The 14,944-nt window shown below is 74.3% G+C and carries 15 protein-coding genes; 5 read left to right on the forward strand and 10 right to left on the reverse strand.

What is annotated here, in order from left to right; all coding sequences use genetic code 11:
* The 6 genes from ureB to WA762_RS22715 all read right to left on the reverse strand — a co-directional run bounded on the left by ureB (position 1) and on the right by WA762_RS22715 (position 6,066).
* On the reverse strand, positions 1-321 hold the full coding sequence (gene ureB / locus WA762_RS22690) for an urease subunit beta (protein WP_335937892.1): 321 nt from the start codon (positions 319-321) through the stop codon (positions 1-3).
* Positions 318-620, reverse strand: coding sequence for an urease subunit gamma (locus WA762_RS22695; protein WP_335937893.1), 303 nt, complete (start codon positions 618-620; stop codon positions 318-320). Before WA762_RS22695 ends, ureB begins: the two co-directional genes overlap by 4 nt.
* Before the next feature lie 245 nt (positions 621-865).
* Positions 866-2,044: an XdhC family protein gene (locus tag WA762_RS22700; RefSeq protein ID WP_335937894.1), complete on the reverse strand. Its 1,179-nt coding sequence runs from the start codon at positions 2,042-2,044 to the stop codon at positions 866-868.
* A gap of 166 nt (positions 2,045-2,210) precedes the next feature.
* Positions 2,211-4,595: a xanthine dehydrogenase subunit D gene (gene pucD / locus WA762_RS22705; RefSeq protein ID WP_335937895.1), complete on the reverse strand. Its 2,385-nt coding sequence runs from the start codon at positions 4,593-4,595 to the stop codon at positions 2,211-2,213.
* 2 nt (positions 4,596-4,597) lie between these two features.
* A complete protein-coding gene (locus WA762_RS22710; protein WP_335937897.1) occupies positions 4,598-5,173 on the reverse strand; it encodes a (2Fe-2S)-binding protein in 576 nt (191 codons plus the stop codon).
* A 2-nt stretch (positions 5,174-5,175) separates the two neighbouring features.
* A complete protein-coding gene (locus WA762_RS22715) occupies positions 5,176-6,066 on the reverse strand; it encodes an FAD binding domain-containing protein (protein ID WP_335937899.1) in 891 nt (296 codons plus the stop codon).
* Between the two features lie 411 nt (positions 6,067-6,477).
* Here WA762_RS22715 and WA762_RS22720 point away from each other — a divergent pair, with 411 nt between their 5' ends.
* Both WA762_RS22720 and WA762_RS22725 read left to right on the forward strand, forming a co-directional pair.
* Positions 6,478-8,175, forward strand: a complete 1,698-nt coding sequence (locus tag WA762_RS22720) for a PucR family transcriptional regulator ligand-binding domain-containing protein (protein WP_335937920.1) — start codon at positions 6,478-6,480, stop codon at positions 8,173-8,175.
* 329 nt (positions 8,176-8,504) lie between these two features.
* Positions 8,505-9,287 (forward strand): hypothetical protein, encoded by a 783-nt coding sequence (locus tag WA762_RS22725; RefSeq protein WP_335937901.1) that lies wholly within the window; start codon positions 8,505-8,507, stop codon positions 9,285-9,287.
* 213 nt (positions 9,288-9,500) lie between these two features.
* Here the strand turns inward: WA762_RS22725 and WA762_RS22730 are convergent, their stop codons facing one another.
* Positions 9,501-9,995 carry a hypothetical protein gene (locus WA762_RS22730; protein WP_335937903.1) on the reverse strand — a complete coding sequence of 165 codons (495 nt, stop codon included), beginning with the start codon at positions 9,993-9,995 and terminating at the stop codon, positions 9,501-9,503.
* Positions 9,996-10,145: 150 nt separating this feature from the next.
* A complete protein-coding gene (locus WA762_RS22735) occupies positions 10,146-10,958 on the reverse strand; it encodes a GntR family transcriptional regulator (protein WP_335937905.1) in 813 nt (270 codons plus the stop codon).
* Positions 10,959-11,103: 145 nt separating this feature from the next.
* On the opposite strand from WA762_RS22735, the gene WA762_RS22740 reads away from it, so the two are divergent.
* Positions 11,104-11,952: a (2Fe-2S)-binding protein gene (locus WA762_RS22740; RefSeq protein WP_335937907.1), complete on the forward strand. Its 849-nt coding sequence runs from the start codon at positions 11,104-11,106 to the stop codon at positions 11,950-11,952.
* Between the two features lie 191 nt (positions 11,953-12,143).
* Complete coding sequence (locus tag WA762_RS22745) at positions 12,144-13,217, forward strand: DUF2637 domain-containing protein (protein WP_335937908.1); 1,074 nt, start codon at positions 12,144-12,146, stop codon at positions 13,215-13,217.
* Positions 13,218-13,259: 42 nt separating this feature from the next.
* Here WA762_RS22745 and WA762_RS22750 read toward each other — a convergent pair whose 3' ends face one another.
* A complete protein-coding gene (locus WA762_RS22750) occupies positions 13,260-13,634 on the reverse strand; it encodes an ATP-binding protein (protein ID WP_335937910.1) in 375 nt (124 codons plus the stop codon).
* A 346-nt stretch (positions 13,635-13,980) separates the two neighbouring features.
* Here WA762_RS22750 and WA762_RS22755 point away from each other — a divergent pair, with 346 nt between their 5' ends.
* A complete protein-coding gene (locus tag WA762_RS22755; protein WP_335937911.1) occupies positions 13,981-14,406 on the forward strand; it encodes a ribonuclease domain-containing protein in 426 nt (141 codons plus the stop codon).
* Between the two features lie 130 nt (positions 14,407-14,536).
* On the opposite strand, the gene WA762_RS22760 is transcribed toward WA762_RS22755, so the two are convergent.
* A partial coding sequence (locus WA762_RS22760; RefSeq protein WP_335937912.1) for a PPC domain-containing protein occupies positions 14,537-14,944 on the reverse strand: 408 nt, incomplete at its 5' end.

A 14,944-nucleotide genomic window follows, 5' to 3' on the forward strand; every position in this document is an offset into this window, starting at 1 on the left:
TCACATGTCGTCCGTTCGTGCGGTGCGGGCGCCGGGCACGACGATGCCGGGCACCTCCCGGCGGCCGCCGAGTTCCACGAGGAAGACCTCGGCGCCGACTCCGGGTTCGAAACGCAGGGAAGTACCGGAGGGAATGTCGAGCCGGAATCCTTCGGCCAGATCCCGTTCGAAGGAAAGCGCGGGATTCGCGTCGGGGAAATGCAGATGCGATCCGACCTGAATGGGGCGGTCGCCGTCGTTCACCACGGTCAGTTGAATCCGGGTGCGGGTGTCATTGATTTTCAGTACGCCGGAGCCGGTCCGGATCTCGCCGGGGATCACGGGATGGGCGAGGTGATCGTGACGAGCTTGCGCCCGTCCGGGAAGGTCGCCTCGACCTGGACGTCATGGAGCATCTCGGGTACTCCTTCGAGCACGTCGGCGCGGGTGAGGACGTTGCGGCCCTCGGTCATCAGGTCGCTGACGAGGGCGCCCTCCCGGGCCCTTTCGACGGCCCAGCAGGAGAGCAGCGCGACGGCCTCCGGGTAATTGAGAAGCACGCCGCGTTCCTTCCGGTCCCGGGCGACCATTCCGGCGACGCTCAGCAGCAATTTCTCCGTGTCGGACGGAGTGAGAAACATGGGAAACCTCCGCGGCGGGCGCAGTCCCCGGAATTCCCGGAATCGCTTCCGCCACGCTCTTCTTATAAGCCCACCCGCGTCACCGTGGCAACTCGATCCGCACCTCGATAAATCCCTTTCTCTCCTTATCGCCCACCATGTACGGGCAAAGCAGACAAATTTTGGTCATCAAGGGAGGGTAAAAAATGGCGGCCCCGCACCCCCGGTGAGGGTGCGGGGCCGCCTCAAGAGAGGGATTCAGCAGGTCACTTCAGGCCGAATGCCCGAATGATCTCCTGGTCGACGCCGAGCCCGCCGGCCGGCGGCGGACCGGCCTCGTGGTGGATCGGGGTGTGCGCGCCCCTGAGCGGCACGCCGCTGCCGCCGCGCAGGTCGGCGACGATCTCGGCGGCGATCGACAGCGCGGTCTCCTCGGGGGTGCGGGCCCCCAGGTCGAGGCCGATCGGCGAGCGCAGCCGGGCCAGCTCAGTCTCCGTGACGCCGGCCGCGCGCAGCCGGTCGTTGCGCTCCAGGTGGGTGCGGCGCGAGCCCATCGCCCCGACGTACGCCACCGGCAGGCGCAGCGCCCGTTCCAGCAACGGGACGTCGAACTTGGGGTCGTGGGTGAGGACGCACAGCACGGTGCGGGCGTCGACGCCGGTGGTCGCGAGGTAGCGGTGCGGCCAGTCGACGACCAGTTCGTCGGCCTCCGGGAACCGGGCCTCGGTGGCGAAGACGGGGCGGGCGTCGCAGACGGTGACGTGGTACCCGAGGAACTTGCCCGCCCGCACCAGCGCCGCGGCGAAGTCGACGGCCCCGAAGACGATCATCCGGGGCGGCGGGACGCTCGACTCGACGAGCAGGGTCAGCGGCCGTCCGCAGCGTGAGCCCTCCGCGCCGATGGTGACGGCGGCGGTGCGGCCGGTGTCCAGCAGGGCGCGGGCCTCGGCCGCCGCGGTGCGGTCCAGTTCCGGGTGGCCGCCGAGTCCGCCCCAGGACGAGCCGTCGGCGCGGACCAGCAGGGGGCGGCCGAGGAGTTCGTCCGGGCCGTCGGTGATCCGAGCCAGCGCCGCCGCCTCCCCCCGCGCGGCGGCGTCCAGCGCGGCGGCGAACACCGCCCGGTCGGGATCGTCCGCGCGGATCGGCGTCACCAGGATGTCGACGGTGCCGCCGCAGGTCAGGCCGACCGCGAAGGCGTCGTCGTCGCTGTAGCCGAACCGTTCGCGGACGGTCGCGCCGTCGTCCAGCGCCCGCTCGCACAGTTCGTACACCGCGCCCTCCACGCATCCGCCGGAGACCGATCCGATCACCGTGCCGTCGCGGTCGACGGCGAGGGCGGCCCCGGGCTGCCGGGGCGCGCTGCCGCCGACCGCGACGACGGTGGCGACGGCGAAGTCGCGTCCCCGCCCGGTCCACCGGCCGAGCTCGACGGCGATGTCCAGCATGGTGACTCTCCTTGACTGCGCGGTCGGACGGGGGGTGTCGAAGGTACCGGCATCCGCCCGGATTCCGCCCGCGACGCCCGTGACGTGCGCGCCCCCGGCCTACCCGCTCCCCTGCCGTACCCGCCCGCCGCCGCACGCGCCACGCGGGGCGCGGGGCGCGTACGGCTCAGGTGCCCGTGAGGTGCTCGGGGCGCACCGGCGTCCGGTTGAGCTCCAGCCCCGTCGCGTCCCGGATGGCCGCGAGGACCGCCGGGGTCGACGACAGGGTGGGCGCCTCGCCGACGCCCCGCAGCCCGTACGGGGCGTGGTCGTCGGCGAGTTCGAGCACGTCGACGGGGATGGCCGGGGTGTCGAGGATGGTGGGGATCAGATAGTCCGTGAAGGAGGGGTTGCGCACCCGGGCGGTCTCCGGGTCGACGAGGATCTCCTCCATGACGGCGACGCCCAGGCCCTGGGTGGTGCCGCCCTGGATCTGTCCTTCGACGGAGAGCGGGTTGAGCGCCTTGCCGACGTCCTGGGCGCAGGCCAGTTCGACGACCTTGACCAGGCCGAGCTCGGTGTCGACCTCGACGACGGCGCGGTGGGCGGCGAAGGAGTACTGGACGTGGCCGTCGCCCTGCCCGGTGTGCGGGTCGAAGGGCCGGGTGGGGCGGTGGCGCCATTCCCGTTCGACGTCGATCGCGTCGTCACCCAGCACGTCCGCCAGCGCCGCCAGCGCCTCGCCGCCGTCGGTGACCACCTTGCCGCCCTCCAGGCGCAGTTCGGCGGTGGCCCAGGCGGGGTGGTGGGGGCCGAACCGGCGGCGGCCCAGCTCCAGGACCTTCTCGCGGACGGTCTCGCAGGCGTGCTTCACGGCGCCGCCGGTGACATAGGTCTGCCGGGAGGCGGACGTGGAGCCCGCCGAGCCGACCCGGGTGTCGGCCGGGTGGATGGTGACCCGGGCGACGCCGAGCTCGGTGCGGGCGATCTGCGCGTGGACGGTGACGCCGCCCTGGCCGACCTCCGCCATGGCGGTGTGCACGGTCGCCACGGGTTCGCCGCCGACGACCTCGATCCGGACCCGGGCGGTGGAGTAGTCGTCGAAGCCCTCGGAGAAGCCGACGTTCTTGATGCCGACCGCGTAGCCGACGCCGCGCACGACGCCGTCGCCGTGGGTGGTGTGGGAGAGCCCGCCGGGCAGGGCCCGTACGTCGGGCGGCTCGCCGGCCGTCTCCCACTGGCGTTCCGGCGGCAGCGGCCTGGCCCTGACCCGGCGCAGCAGTTCGGCGACCGGGGCGGGCGAGTCGACGACCTGCCCGGTGGGCAGCGTGCTGCCCTGTTCCATGGCGTTGAGCTGTCTGAACTCGACCGGGTGCATGCCCAGTCGGGCGGCGAGCCTGTCCATCTGGGCCTCGTAGGCGAAGCACGCCTGGACGGCGCCGAAGCCGCGCATGGCCCCGCAGGGCGGGTTGTTGGTGTAGAGCGCGAGGGCCTCGACGTCGACGTCGTCGACGGTGTACGGGCCGACGCCGAGCGAGGCGGCGTTGCCGACGACCGCCGGGGAGGAGGAGGCGTAGGCCCCGCCGTCCAGCACGATGCGGCACTTGACGTGGGTGAGCCTGCCGTCGCGGGTGGCGCCGTGCTCGTAGCGGAGTCGCGCGGGGTGGCGGTGGACGTGGCCGAAGAAGGACTCGAACCGGTTGTAGACCATCTTCACGGGCCTGCCGGTGCGCAGGGCGAGCAGGCAGGCGTGGATCTGCATCGACAGGTCCTCGCGTCCGCCGAAGGCGCCGCCGACCCCGGAGAGCGTCATCCGGACCTTCTCCTCGGGCAGTCCGAGGACGGGGGCGATCTGGCGCAGGTCGGAGTGGAGCCACTGGGTGGCGACGTAGAGGTCGACGCCGCCGTCGTCGGCGGGCACGGCCAGCCCGGACTCGGGGCCGAGGAAGGCCTGGTCCTGCATGCCGAACACGTATTCGCCGGTGACGATCACGTCGGCGCGGGCCGCCGCCGCGTCGGCGTCGCCCCGGACGACGGGCTGGCGGTGGACGACGTTGGGGTGCGGGACGTGCGCGGCGTGGTGGTCGGCGCGGGCCTCGTGGACGAGCGGGGCGTCCGGGGCCAGCGCGGACGCCTCGTCGGTGACGACGGGCAGTTCGCGGTAGTCGATCCTGATCCTGGCGGCGGCGCGGCGGGCCGTCTCGGGGTGGTCGGCGGCGACGAGCGCCACGGGTTCGCCGTGGTGGCGCACCTTGCCGTGGGCGAGGACCGGGGTGTCCCGGATCTCCAGGCCGTAGTGCTTGACGGGGGCCGGCAGGTCGTCGTGGGTGAGCACGGCGTGGACGCCGGGGGTGGCGAGGGCCTCCGTGACGTCGAGGGACAGGATCTCGGCGTGGGCGACCGCGGAGCGCAGGGTGTGGCCCCAGAGCATGTCCTCGTGCCACAGGTCGGAGGAGTAGGCGAACTCGCCGGTGACCTTCAGCACGCCGTCGGGGCGCGGGGTCGACTCGCCGATGCCGCCCTGGGCCCCGGTGTGCTGGTCGATGCTGGTGGGACGGCCGGTGACACGCATCGTCAGACCGCCCCTTCCGACCGGGCGGCGGCGAGGCGGACCGCGTCGAGGATCTTCTCGTAGCCGGTGCAGCGGCAGAGGTTGCCGGAGAGCGCCTCGCGGATGTCGGCGTCGGACGGGCTCGGGTTGTGTTCGAGGAGTTCGTCGGCGGCGACCAGCAGGCCGGGCGTGCAGAAGCCGCACTGGACGGCCCCGGCGTCGAGGAACGCCCGCTGGATCGGGGCGAGTTCGACGCCCGAACGGTCCTCCGGTCCGGTGGGCCGGGCCGCCCGCCGGCGGGCCCGGTCGAGCGGGGCGCCGGAGGCGTCGGGGTGCGGGCGGGCGCGGCGGGCGGCGAGGTCCGCGAGGCCCTCCACGGTGACCACCTCCCGGCCCTCCGCCTGCCCGGCGGCGACCAGGCAGGAGCAGACCGGGACGCCGTCGAGCCGGACCGTGCACGACCCGCATTCGCCCTGCTCGCAAGCGTTCTTCGAGCCGGGCAGGCCCATCCGCTCGCGCAGCACGTGGAGCAGCGACTCGCCCTCCCAGACGTCGTCCGCCTCGTGCCGGCGGCCGTTGACGGTGAAGCTGACACGCATGATCAGTGGGCTCCTTCGCTGCTGCGGCCGTCGCCGCGGTACGACTCCCAGGCCCAGCCGAGGGTGCGCCGGGCCATGACCTCGACCGCGTGCCTGCGGTAGCGGGCGCTGCCGCGCACGTCGTCGATCGGGTTGCAGGCGCCGGCCGCGAGGGCGGCGAACTGCCGGGCCAGGGACGGGGGGACGGGGGTGCGGCGGTCCCACATCCCGCCTTCCTCCAGGGCGGCGTTCAGGAACTCCTCGGCCGCCTTCGCCCGCACGGGGGTGGGGGCGGCCGAGCCGATGCCGGTGCGGACGGTGCGGGTGTCCGGGTGCAGGGCCAGGCCGAAGGCGCAGACCGCGATGACCATGGCGTTGCGGGTGCCGACCTTGGAGTACTGCTGCGGTCCGCGGGCCTTGCGGATGTGCACGGCCCGGATCAGCTCGTCGGGGGCGAGGGCGTTGCGTTTCACCCCGGTGTAGAAGGCGTCGATCGGGATCATCCGGGTGCCGCGCACGGAGGCCGCCTCCACCTCGGCGCCCGCGGCCAGCAGCGCCGGGTGGGCGTCCCCGGCGGGCGAGGCGGTGCCCAGGTTGCCGCCGACGCCGCCGCGGTTGCGGATCTGCGGGGAGGCGACGGTGTGCGAGGCGAGCGCCAGTCCCGGCAGCTCGGCGCGCAGCTCCGCAATGATCCGGCTGTAGGGCACGCTCGCGCCGAGCCGTACGTCGTCCTCGCCGACCTCCCACGCGGACAGCTCGTCGACACGGTTCAGGTCCATGAGGTACTCGGGCCGCCGGTGGTCGAAGTTGATCTCGACCATGACATCGGTGCCGCCCGCGATGGGCACGGCCCCGGGGTGCTCGGCCTTGGCGGCGAGCGCCTCCTCCCAGCTGGCGGGGCGCAGGAAGTCCATGGGCGGCTCTCTCTCGGTCGGGTCGTCGTGCGCGGGCCGGGACGGGCCGGGCCGGACGGGGGAGCACAGGGACGGGCGGGAGGGGGAGAAGCGCGGGGACGGGTGGGGGACGGAGAGCGGGAACGGGTGAGGGGACGGAGAGCGCGGACGGGGGCGGGAGGGGGGCGGCGCGCGGGGCGGAGGCGGACGGGGCGGAGGCGGACGGGGCGGGGCCGGTCCTCCCTGTGTGGTTATCGCGTCGTGACGCCCAGTACACAAGCGGTGCTCCACTCGGGGCAGTCACCGAAACCATGAAGGCGTTGGCCGGGCGAACGCGCCGTCTTGTAGATTCGAACGAATGGCGTGACCCGGTGGTCTCACCGGTTCACCCAGTCCTCACCCGCACCCATGGAAGAGATCGGCGGCGACGAGATGCGGCTGCGCGCACTGCTGGAGACCGACGCGCTGGGCCTGCGGCTGCTCGGCGGCGAGGACGAGCTGGACCGCTCGGTCCGCGGCGTGATGACGACGGACCTGCGCGACCCCAGCCGCTATCTGTCGGGCGGCGAACTGGTCCTGACGGGGCTGGCCTGGCGCCGCGGCGCGGCGGACTCCGAGCCGTTCGTCCGCATCCTGGCGGCCTCCGGGGTCGCCGGGATCGCGGCGGGCGAGGCGGAGCTGGGGGCCGTCCCCGGCGACCTGGTGGCGGCCTGCGCGCGACACCGCATGCCGCTCTTCGCCGTCCACGAGACCGTCGCGTTCGCGACGATCACCGAGCACGTGGTGCGGCAGGTGTCCGGCGAGCGCGCGGGCGATCTGGCCGCGGTCGTGGACCGGCACCGCAGACTGATGACGCCGGGCCCGGCCGGCGGCGGCCCGGAGGCGGTCCTCGGCCTGCTCGGCTCCGACCTCGACCTGCGCGCCTGGGTGCTCTCCCCCACCGGGCGGCAGGTCGCGGGCTCCGGCGCCGCGCCGCTGCCGGGTCCGGTCGGCGCGGCGCTCGCCGGACACCATCTGGTCGCCACTCGCGCCGGCCGCCGGGCCCCGTACCGGACCGCGGTCGGCGGCACCACGTATTCGCTCTTCCCGATCCGGAGCATCGGGCGGGGCGCGGTTGCGGCATCCGGGGACGTGCGCGAGTCGGTGCTCTCGGACTGGCTGCTCGCGGTCGAGGCGGACGCCGGCGACTGGCCGGCGGCCCGGCTGGACCTGCTCCACGGCGTCACCCAGCTGATCGCGGTGGAACGGGACCGGCGCGACGCGGCCCGCGCGGTGCGCCGCAGGCTCGCCCAGGAAGTCCTGGAGCTGGTCCAGGCGGGCGCGCAGCCCGCCGAGATCGCGGCCCGGCTGCGGGTCGCCGCGCCGGTGCTGCTGCCGGGCCTGGGGACCGCGCCGCGCTGGCAGGTCGTGGTGGCGCGGGTCGAATGGGGCGGTCCGGCGGGCGACCCCGCGACCGCCGACGCGGGGGGCGCGGTCGCCCAGGCGCTGCTGGAGGAGATCCTCGTCGACCCGGCGGTCGCCGGGGCCGACTCCGCCGACCGGATAGCGGTCGCCCACACGGGTGAGGAGGCGGTGGCGCTCGTGCCGCTGCCCGCCGGGGGCGTCGGCGCGGGGCCCGCCGACGTCGAGGGCGCCTCGCTGCACGCCGAGGTCCTGCTCGCGGCCGTCCGGGAACCGCTCTCCGCGGGCCTGGCCGAGGACGGCCGGCTGACCCTGGGCGTCAGCGCGGCCGTGCACTCGCCCGAGGGGCTGCGCGGCGCGCTGGAGGAGGCCCGGCACGCCCGCCGGGTGGCGGCGGCCCGCCCGGGCCGGGTCTGCGCCGCCGGCCATCACGAGCTGGCCTCGCACGTCCTGCTGCTGCCGTTCGTCCCGGACGACGTGCGCCGCGCGTTCACCGCACGGCTGCTCGACCCGCTGCGCGACTACGACCGGCGCCACCGCGCGGAGCTCATCCCGACGCTGGAGGCGTTCCTGGACTGCGACGGTTCCTGGACCCGCTGCGCGTCCCGGCTGCACCTCCACGTCAACACCCTGCGCTACCGGGTCGGGCGAATCGAGCAGTTGACGGGGCGTGATCTCTCGCGTCTGGAGGACAAGCTCGATTTCTTCCTCGCCCTGCGGATGAGCTGATTCCCGGCCTGTCGACGCCTCCCGTCGGGCGCGGCCGTTTGTGAAATCTTTCACCTGAGATGGGTACGACCTCTTGGCCCGGCGTGCCGATCCGTGCTGAGATGCGGCCCAGACTCGACAGCTCAATGGCGCGCGAGGCCGGGTCGTCCCAGTGGTCCGGCCGCGAGCGGTGTCCGGTGCGGTGCGGTGCGCGGCGGAGGAACACTCTCGTACGGCAGGTGTGCGGGGGCGGCTCCGGCGGCGCGGCGCGATGCCGTGCCGGGCATCGGGAGCAGGGCGCGCATCGGTGACGAAGCGGCCCAGGGGAGGGCAATGTGGCGCATACCGCCATGTCTGGTTCCGGCACGACAGCAGATGACGATCCGCCGCTCCAGACCGCGGTATGGCGGCTGCGGTCACGGGCCTGCTGGACGGACGCCGCCGCACTGCTCGAACAGGACGCCGCCGCCGATCCGGCCGCGGCGCTCCAGCGGACCGCCCTGCTGACCGAACGCTGCCTGTACACCGGGGAGGGCTGGACCGACGCCGAGGACGCGCTGCGCACGGCCGAGGCGCTGGCCCACGACGACGCCGAGCGCGGCGCCGCCGCCTGCGAGCGCGGTCATCTGGCGTACGCGTCGACGCTCCTGGGGGTGCGGGACCGGGCGGACGAGGCCAGCGTCGCCCTGAGCCGGGCCGCCGCGCTCCTCTCCCCGGCCGCGCCGAACCGTCCGCTGCTGGACTTCCGCCGGGGGCTGATCGCGCACAACATCGCCGACTCGCCGCAGGCCGCGCGGGCCGCCTACCGCAGGGCGCACGCCGGCGCCGCCGCCCAGGGGGACGCGCTGCTGCTCTCCTCGACCTGGCGCCATCTCGCGCTGCTGGCCCTGCGGGAGGGCGAGACGGCGGAGGCCCGGCACGGTTTCGCGGAGTCCCTGCGGTTACGGGAGGAGCTGGGCTATCTGATCGGCACCGCGCCCGCGCTCATCGCCCTCGCGGACGCCGAGCCGGAGCCCGAGACCGCGAGCCGGCTGCGCGCGGAGGCGGGGCGGCTGTTCCGGCTGCTCGGGGGCGTACCTACCTGGCTGGCCCCGCACTTGGACCCGCCGCCTGCCGCCGCCGGGGCGAACTGACGGCCGTACGCCGCCGCCCGGGCCGCGTCGGCGCGGGGCGGCGGGTCGGGACCGGCGTCCTAAGGGCTGTCCCGGTTCAGCCCGTCCTTCGCGGACAGGAGTTCGACGTCATCGGCGGGGCGGACGGGGCAGCCGGGCCCAGTCCGGCCCGGCCGGGTCCGAGACGGCCGGGTCCGAGACGGCCGGGTCCGAGACGGCCGGGTCCGAGACGGGTCAGGTGCGGTCGTCCACCGGGTCGCCGGGCTTCCGCCCGGCGTCCTCCCACTCCGGGGTCGGCGCGGGCCGGGGCGGCGCGGGCGGCGGGTGGGGACCCCGGTTGGGGTTCTGCGGGACGGCGCCGGACCCGTCGCGCGCTCCCCCGCCGTCCCGGCGCGGCGGGGTGACGGGGGCCTTCGGCGGGGCGGGCTTCCGCTGGACCGCCGGCACGGGCGGGATCCCGGCGGCGTGCGAGGGGGCCGGGGCCCGGTCCGGGCGCCGCGACGGCGTCGGTGACGACGGGGAGGCGGCGGCCGGGGGCGGGGACGAGGACGGCACAGCGGAGGCGGAGGGGGTCGCGGACGGCCGCGCGGTCGCGGACGCCGGGGCCCCGCCGTCCGGCACGGCCGCGTCCCCGGAGCTCTCCCGCGAGCAGCCCGCCCCGGCCAGGACCAGTACCAGCACCGCCGCCGCCAGTGCGGGCGCCGGTCCCGGCGCCCGTGTCAGCGCCATGTCCCCCGCCCCTCCCCGGAACGATCATGTGATCGAGGGCGTAGCGTAACCCCCTCCCGGCACGGCGGACGGCGCGGCCCCGGACCCCGTCGGCTCCCAGGCCGGTGAAGTGCCCGCCCTCTCCCCCGTCGAGGGCGGCGGAGCGCTCGCTCAGCCCCCGGCCGCGGCGAAGTGCTCGCGCAGCAGCGACTGCACGGCCGCGAGATCCTGGGCGATCAGCGCGTCCAGCAGATCGCTGTGCTCGGCGGCGTCCGCGAGGAGGACGGCCCTGCGGGTGGCCGGGTTCTCCGCCACGGGCCACTGCGCGCGGCGGTGCAGGTCGTCCGCGATCCTCACCAACTGCTCGTTGCCGCAGAGCGAGAGCACCGCGCCGTGGAACGCCCGGTCCGACTCGGCGTAGGCCGCCCGGTCCCCGACCGCGGCGGCGGCCGTGCCGGCCTCCGCGAGCGGCCGCAGGGCGTTCCAGCGGGCGGGCGGGACGGTCCGGGCCAGCCGCAGCACGACGGGGACCTCCAGCAGGGCCCGCACCTCGGCGAGCTGGGCGCGTTCGCGCGGGTCGCGCCGGGACACCCGGAAGCCCCGGTTGGGCACCACCTCGACGGCGCCCTCGGCGGCCAGTTGCTGCATCGCCTCGCGCACCGGGGTGGCGGAGACCCCGAAGCGGGCCCCGAGGGCCGGGGCGGAGTACACCTCCCCCGGCACCAGCCGGCCGTCGGCCAGGGCGGTCCGCAGCGCGTCCAGGACCTGGCCGCGCACGGAGTGACGGCGCACCGCCGCGCGCGGGGCCTGCGGTTCGGCGCGGGCGTACTCGCCGGGAGGGCGCTCGCCATGGGTGTACTCGCCGCGCGCCTGGTCCGGCACCCGGTCGCCGCGCTGCTGCTCGCCGCGTGCCTGCTCGGGCACGCGCACGGAGGCGGCGGAGGGTCCGGCCGGCGGCCGCCCACGCGCTCTGCCCTGCTCCACTCGGACCTCCTCGGCCTGCCGTGGGCGCGGCTCGCGTGCGCCATGCCCCCCGGTGCACGATAGGCGGAGCGGGCGTCAGTTCACACCTCGATCCATTCGGGTAAGGTAAGGCTTACCTGCAAACTTCGTGATTCGGCGGTCCCGCATGCCCCTCCCCGCCCCGCTCTCCGAAACCACCGCGTCCGCCGTCGCGGGCGCGTACGCGCGTCTCGCCGAGGTCTTCCCCGGGCTGCGCGCCGAGGTGCTGACGGACCGCGAGGAGACGCCCCGGGGCGGCGGCTGGGTGCGCGCGGAGGAGCTCGCGGCGGGCGGCGCCGCGCTGGACGCGTTCCTCGCCTGGGACCATGCGCAGATCCTGCGGGACTACGGACAGCAGCCCCGTCCCGACGTGGTCGCCGGATTCGGGCTGCACCGGTACGCCTGGCCCGCCTGTCTGCTGGTGACGGTGCCGTGGTTCCTGCACCGCCGGGTGCCCCGGATCCCCGTGGGGGACGTGGCGTTCCAGCGGGCGCTGGGCCGCATGACCGTCCGCGCGCGGGAGTTCGCCTGCCTCCCGGACGATCCGGCGGCCGGACTGCCGGGCGCCCGGGTGGTCCCGGACGAGGCGGCGCTGCGGGCCGAGGTGCTCGCCGCCGTGGCCGACCACATCGGGCCGGTGCTGGACGGATTCGCACCCCGGATGCGGCGCGGCCGCCGGGCGCTGTGGGGCATGGCGACGGACGAGGTCGTCGAGGGCCTCTGGTACGTCGCCTCGCTGCTGGGCGAGGAACGGCGGGCGATGGCCGAGCTGGAGTCGTTGCTGCCGGGCACCACGAAGCCCTATGTCGGCGCCGCGGGCTTCCGCGAGCTGACCGGCCCCGACGGCGCGTCGCTGCCCACCCGCGACCGGGTCAGCTGCTGCCTCTTCTACACCCTGCGCCCCGACGACACCTGCGTCACCTGCCCCCGCACCCGTGACGCCGACCGGGTACGGAAACTGACGCCCACTCATTGATCGACACCCCTCGAACGGGTAGTAGTATTCGAACGCAGATCACTGGCCGCACACGGATATTCGACTAGATCCCGGCTATCCGTATGCTCTGCCAACCCAATGGCGTTCTCTTGTCCCGAAACCCCCTATGTGTGCTGCGGTTTCGGCAATCATGGCGCCCGAAATGCCCTACGCGACGCAAGGGACCGCGCATGAGACTGACCGACATATCGCTTAATTGGCTGCTTCCGGGCGCCGTGCTGCTCGTGGGGGTCCTGGCGGCGGTGGCGGTGGTCGTACGCGGCAAGCGCGCCGCGGACAAGTCCGCCGCCGTCGAAGACAGCTGGGAACGCAGCGAGGAACGCCGCAGACGCAAGGAAGCGCTGTACGCCACCGCCTCCTACGTCCTGCTGTTCTGCTGTGCGGCGGTCGCCGCCGCCCTCTCCTTCCACGGGCTCGTGGGCTTCGGCAAGCAGAACCTCGGCCTCTCCGGCGGCTGGGAGTTCCTCGTTCCGTTCGGCCTCGACGGGGCCGCGATGTTCTGCTCCGTGCTCGCGGTGCGTGAGGCCAGCCACGGTGACGCGGCGCTCGGCTCGCGACTGCTCGTGTGGCTGTTCGCGGGCGCCGCGGCCTGGTTCAACTGGGTGCACGCTCCGCGCGGGATCGACCACGCGGGGGCCCCGCAGTTCTTCGCCGGCATGTCGCTCTCGGCCGCGGTGCTCTTCGACCGCGCGCTGAAGCAGACCCGCCGGGCCGCGCTGCGCGAGCAGGGTCTGGTGCCCCGCCCGCTGCCGCAGATCCGCATCGTGCGGTGGCTGCGCGCTCCCCGCGAGACCTTCGGCGCCTGGTCGCTGATGCTCCTGGAGGGCGTGCGCACCCTGGACGAGGCGGTCGAGGAGGTCCGTGAGGACCGGCGGGAGAAGGAGCAGTCCCGCCTTCGCCGCAAGGAACAGGCCAAGCTGGACCGGGCCCACATCAAGGCCCTGAACCGGCAGAACCGGGCCTGGCGTCGGATCGGCCGGGGAGGCACGCAGGTGGATGTCCAGCTCCCTCCTACGGCGCAAGCCGTCCAGACGGCCGGGGAGCCCGCCATACCGGAACCGGAGCAACTGCCCTTGCGGTCGCGGCCATCCCTGCAGGCCGTGACGGGTCCGGAGGCGAGCTCCCAGGACCGGAAGCCGGGTGACCCGGTCGTCGACCTCACGGCCGAGGACGACACCCAGGCACTGCCCCGGCTCGACTCCCTGGAGCGGAAACTGAAGGATCTGGAGCAGCAGTTCGGCTGATCCGCCGTGAAAGGCCCTGACGGCCCGGTCCCTTCCGGGCGGTCAGGGCCTTTCGGCGTCCAGTTCGAACCAGACGGCCTTGCCCGGCGTCCGCAGGTCCACGCCCCAGGAGTCCGCGAGGCGCCGGACCAGGACGAGCCCTCGGCCGTGCGTACCGTCGTCGGCGTCCGGTACGTACGACTGGGGCAGTCCGGGGCCGAAGTCCCGCACCTCCACCCGCAATCCTGCGGGCGTCAGGCCCGCCGTGACGACCGCGCCGTGTCCGGTATGGATCAGCGCGTTGGTCACCAGCTCGCTGAGCAGCAGTTCCGCCACCCCGATCGGCTCGGCCCGCCAGCGGTCGCGCAGCAACTCCCTCAGCTCACGCCGTGCTTCGCTCACCTCGGCCAGATCGGCGCGGGCCAGCCCCCGGCGCATCCGGACCGGTCCGGGCCCCGGCCCCCGTGCCCCGGGCCATGGCCCCGGCGTGCCGGCCGCCGGCTCCTCGTTCCCCCGGTACTCCGTCGTCTCCCCCGCCCGCACAGTGAATCGCCCCCTGTTCGTCGTCGCGTCGGACTCTTCTCGGAACGCCTTCACGGGGATGCATGCCCCACAGACGGGCCGCCACGCTCGGCGGCGCCTCATCAAGTGAACGCGGGCACAAGCCGGTTGGCACCCCCTCGGCCACATGAACGCCATATGTCCATCTCTCCGGGCAACTTCCACAGAATTCCCATGCGTTGGCGTTGACGGGCCGCCATCTACGCGCGTCATCATGGTGGTCATGCGAATCCCCCCACGAATCACCGTGCTCGGCGGCGCGGCCGCCCTGCTGTCCGCGCTCCTCGTCGGCGGCGCCGTCACCGCCTCCGCCGACGGGGCGCCGGCCGCCGCCACCGTCTCCGCCTCGTCCCGCGTCGCGTCGGTGGGCAGCGTCTGCTACTCGGCGCTCCCCTCCCAGGCGCACGACACCCTCGCCCTGATCACGGCGGGCGGGCCGTTCCCGTATTCGCAGGACGGTTCCGTCTTCCAGAACCGCGAGGGCGTCCTGCCCAAGCAGAGCACCGGCTACTACCACGAGTACACCGTCGTCACTCCCGGCTCCCCGACCCGCGGCGCCCGACGCGTCGTCACGGGGAAGCAGACCCGGGAGGACTACTACACCGGTGATCACTACGCCACCTTCGACCTGATCGACCGAGGCTGCTGAAGCCCGGCCCGTGGAGCCGGTCCGCGCCGCAGCCCCCCACCTGCGGCGCGGATCGCCTTGCGACGCGGGCAGGCCTGCCCGCGGAGGAGCATCCCTTCGCGGGCAGGCCGTTGTCGTGTGTCCGGAGGTCTCAGTACTTGGTGGAGACGGTCACGCCGTCGAATCCCTCGACGGCGTGCAGGCTGATGAAGCGGTCTCCGGCTTCCGGGTGGTCGATGGTCAGCGTGTGTTCGTTCCCGGCGCCGACGGCCCGGCTGGTGTAGGCGGTGGTGGTCGCCCATTTGTCCGCGTTGTAGTAGAGGTCGGCGTCGCCCGTGCCGCCGGTCACGGTGATCTGCAGCTGAGCGGTGCCCGCCGGGATGCGTACGTACAGATAGGCGTAGTCGTCCTTGACCGCCTTCAGTCCGCTGCGCTTGCAGTCCTTGCCCAGCTCCCTGGTGTCCTTGCTGGTGCACTCGCCCCCGGGCTCGGTGGGCGTGCCGCCGCCGCAGCTGCCGGCCGCGCAGGCGGTCAGCCAGGTGTTCCAGTCGGTTTCGTA

It is taken from the genome of Streptomyces tyrfis, assembly GCF_037034285.1.
GTDB lineage: Bacteria > Actinomycetota > Actinomycetes > Streptomycetales > Streptomycetaceae > Streptomyces.

What these genes read in the sequence shown, in the direction of transcription:
- WA762_RS22720 (WP_335937920.1), top strand. Translation starts at nt 6,478, where the DNA reads ATGCGGCTGCGCGCACTGCTGGAGACCGACGCGCTGGGCCTGCGGCTG.
- WA762_RS22725 (WP_335937901.1), top strand. Translation starts at nt 8,505, where the DNA reads ATGTCTGGTTCCGGCACGACAGCAGATGACGATCCGCCGCTCCAGACC.
- WA762_RS22745 (WP_335937908.1), top strand. Translation starts at nt 12,144, where the DNA reads ATGAGACTGACCGACATATCGCTTAATTGGCTGCTTCCGGGCGCCGTG.
- WA762_RS22700 (WP_335937894.1), bottom strand. Translation starts at nt 2,044, where the DNA reads ATGCTGGACATCGCCGTCGAGCTCGGCCGGTGGACCGGGCGGGGACGC.
- WA762_RS22755 (WP_335937911.1), top strand. Translation starts at nt 13,981, where the DNA reads ATGCGAATCCCCCCACGAATCACCGTGCTCGGCGGCGCGGCCGCCCTG.
- WA762_RS22740 (WP_335937907.1), top strand. Translation starts at nt 11,104, where the DNA reads ATGCCCCTCCCCGCCCCGCTCTCCGAAACCACCGCGTCCGCCGTCGCG.
- WA762_RS22710 (WP_335937897.1), bottom strand. Translation starts at nt 5,173, where the DNA reads ATGCGTGTCAGCTTCACCGTCAACGGCCGCCGGCACGAGGCGGACGAC.
- WA762_RS22750 (WP_335937910.1), bottom strand. Translation starts at nt 13,634, where the DNA reads ATGCGCCGGGGGCTGGCCCGCGCCGATCTGGCCGAGGTGAGCGAAGCA.
- WA762_RS22730 (WP_335937903.1), bottom strand. Translation starts at nt 9,995, where the DNA reads ATGGCGCTGACACGGGCGCCGGGACCGGCGCCCGCACTGGCGGCGGCG.
- pucD (WP_335937895.1), bottom strand. Translation starts at nt 4,595, where the DNA reads ATGCGTGTCACCGGCCGTCCCACCAGCATCGACCAGCACACCGGGGCC.
- WA762_RS22715 (WP_335937899.1), bottom strand. Translation starts at nt 6,066, where the DNA reads ATGGACTTCCTGCGCCCCGCCAGCTGGGAGGAGGCGCTCGCCGCCAAG.
- WA762_RS22695 (WP_335937893.1), bottom strand. Translation starts at nt 620, where the DNA reads ATGTTTCTCACTCCGTCCGACACGGAGAAATTGCTGCTGAGCGTCGCC.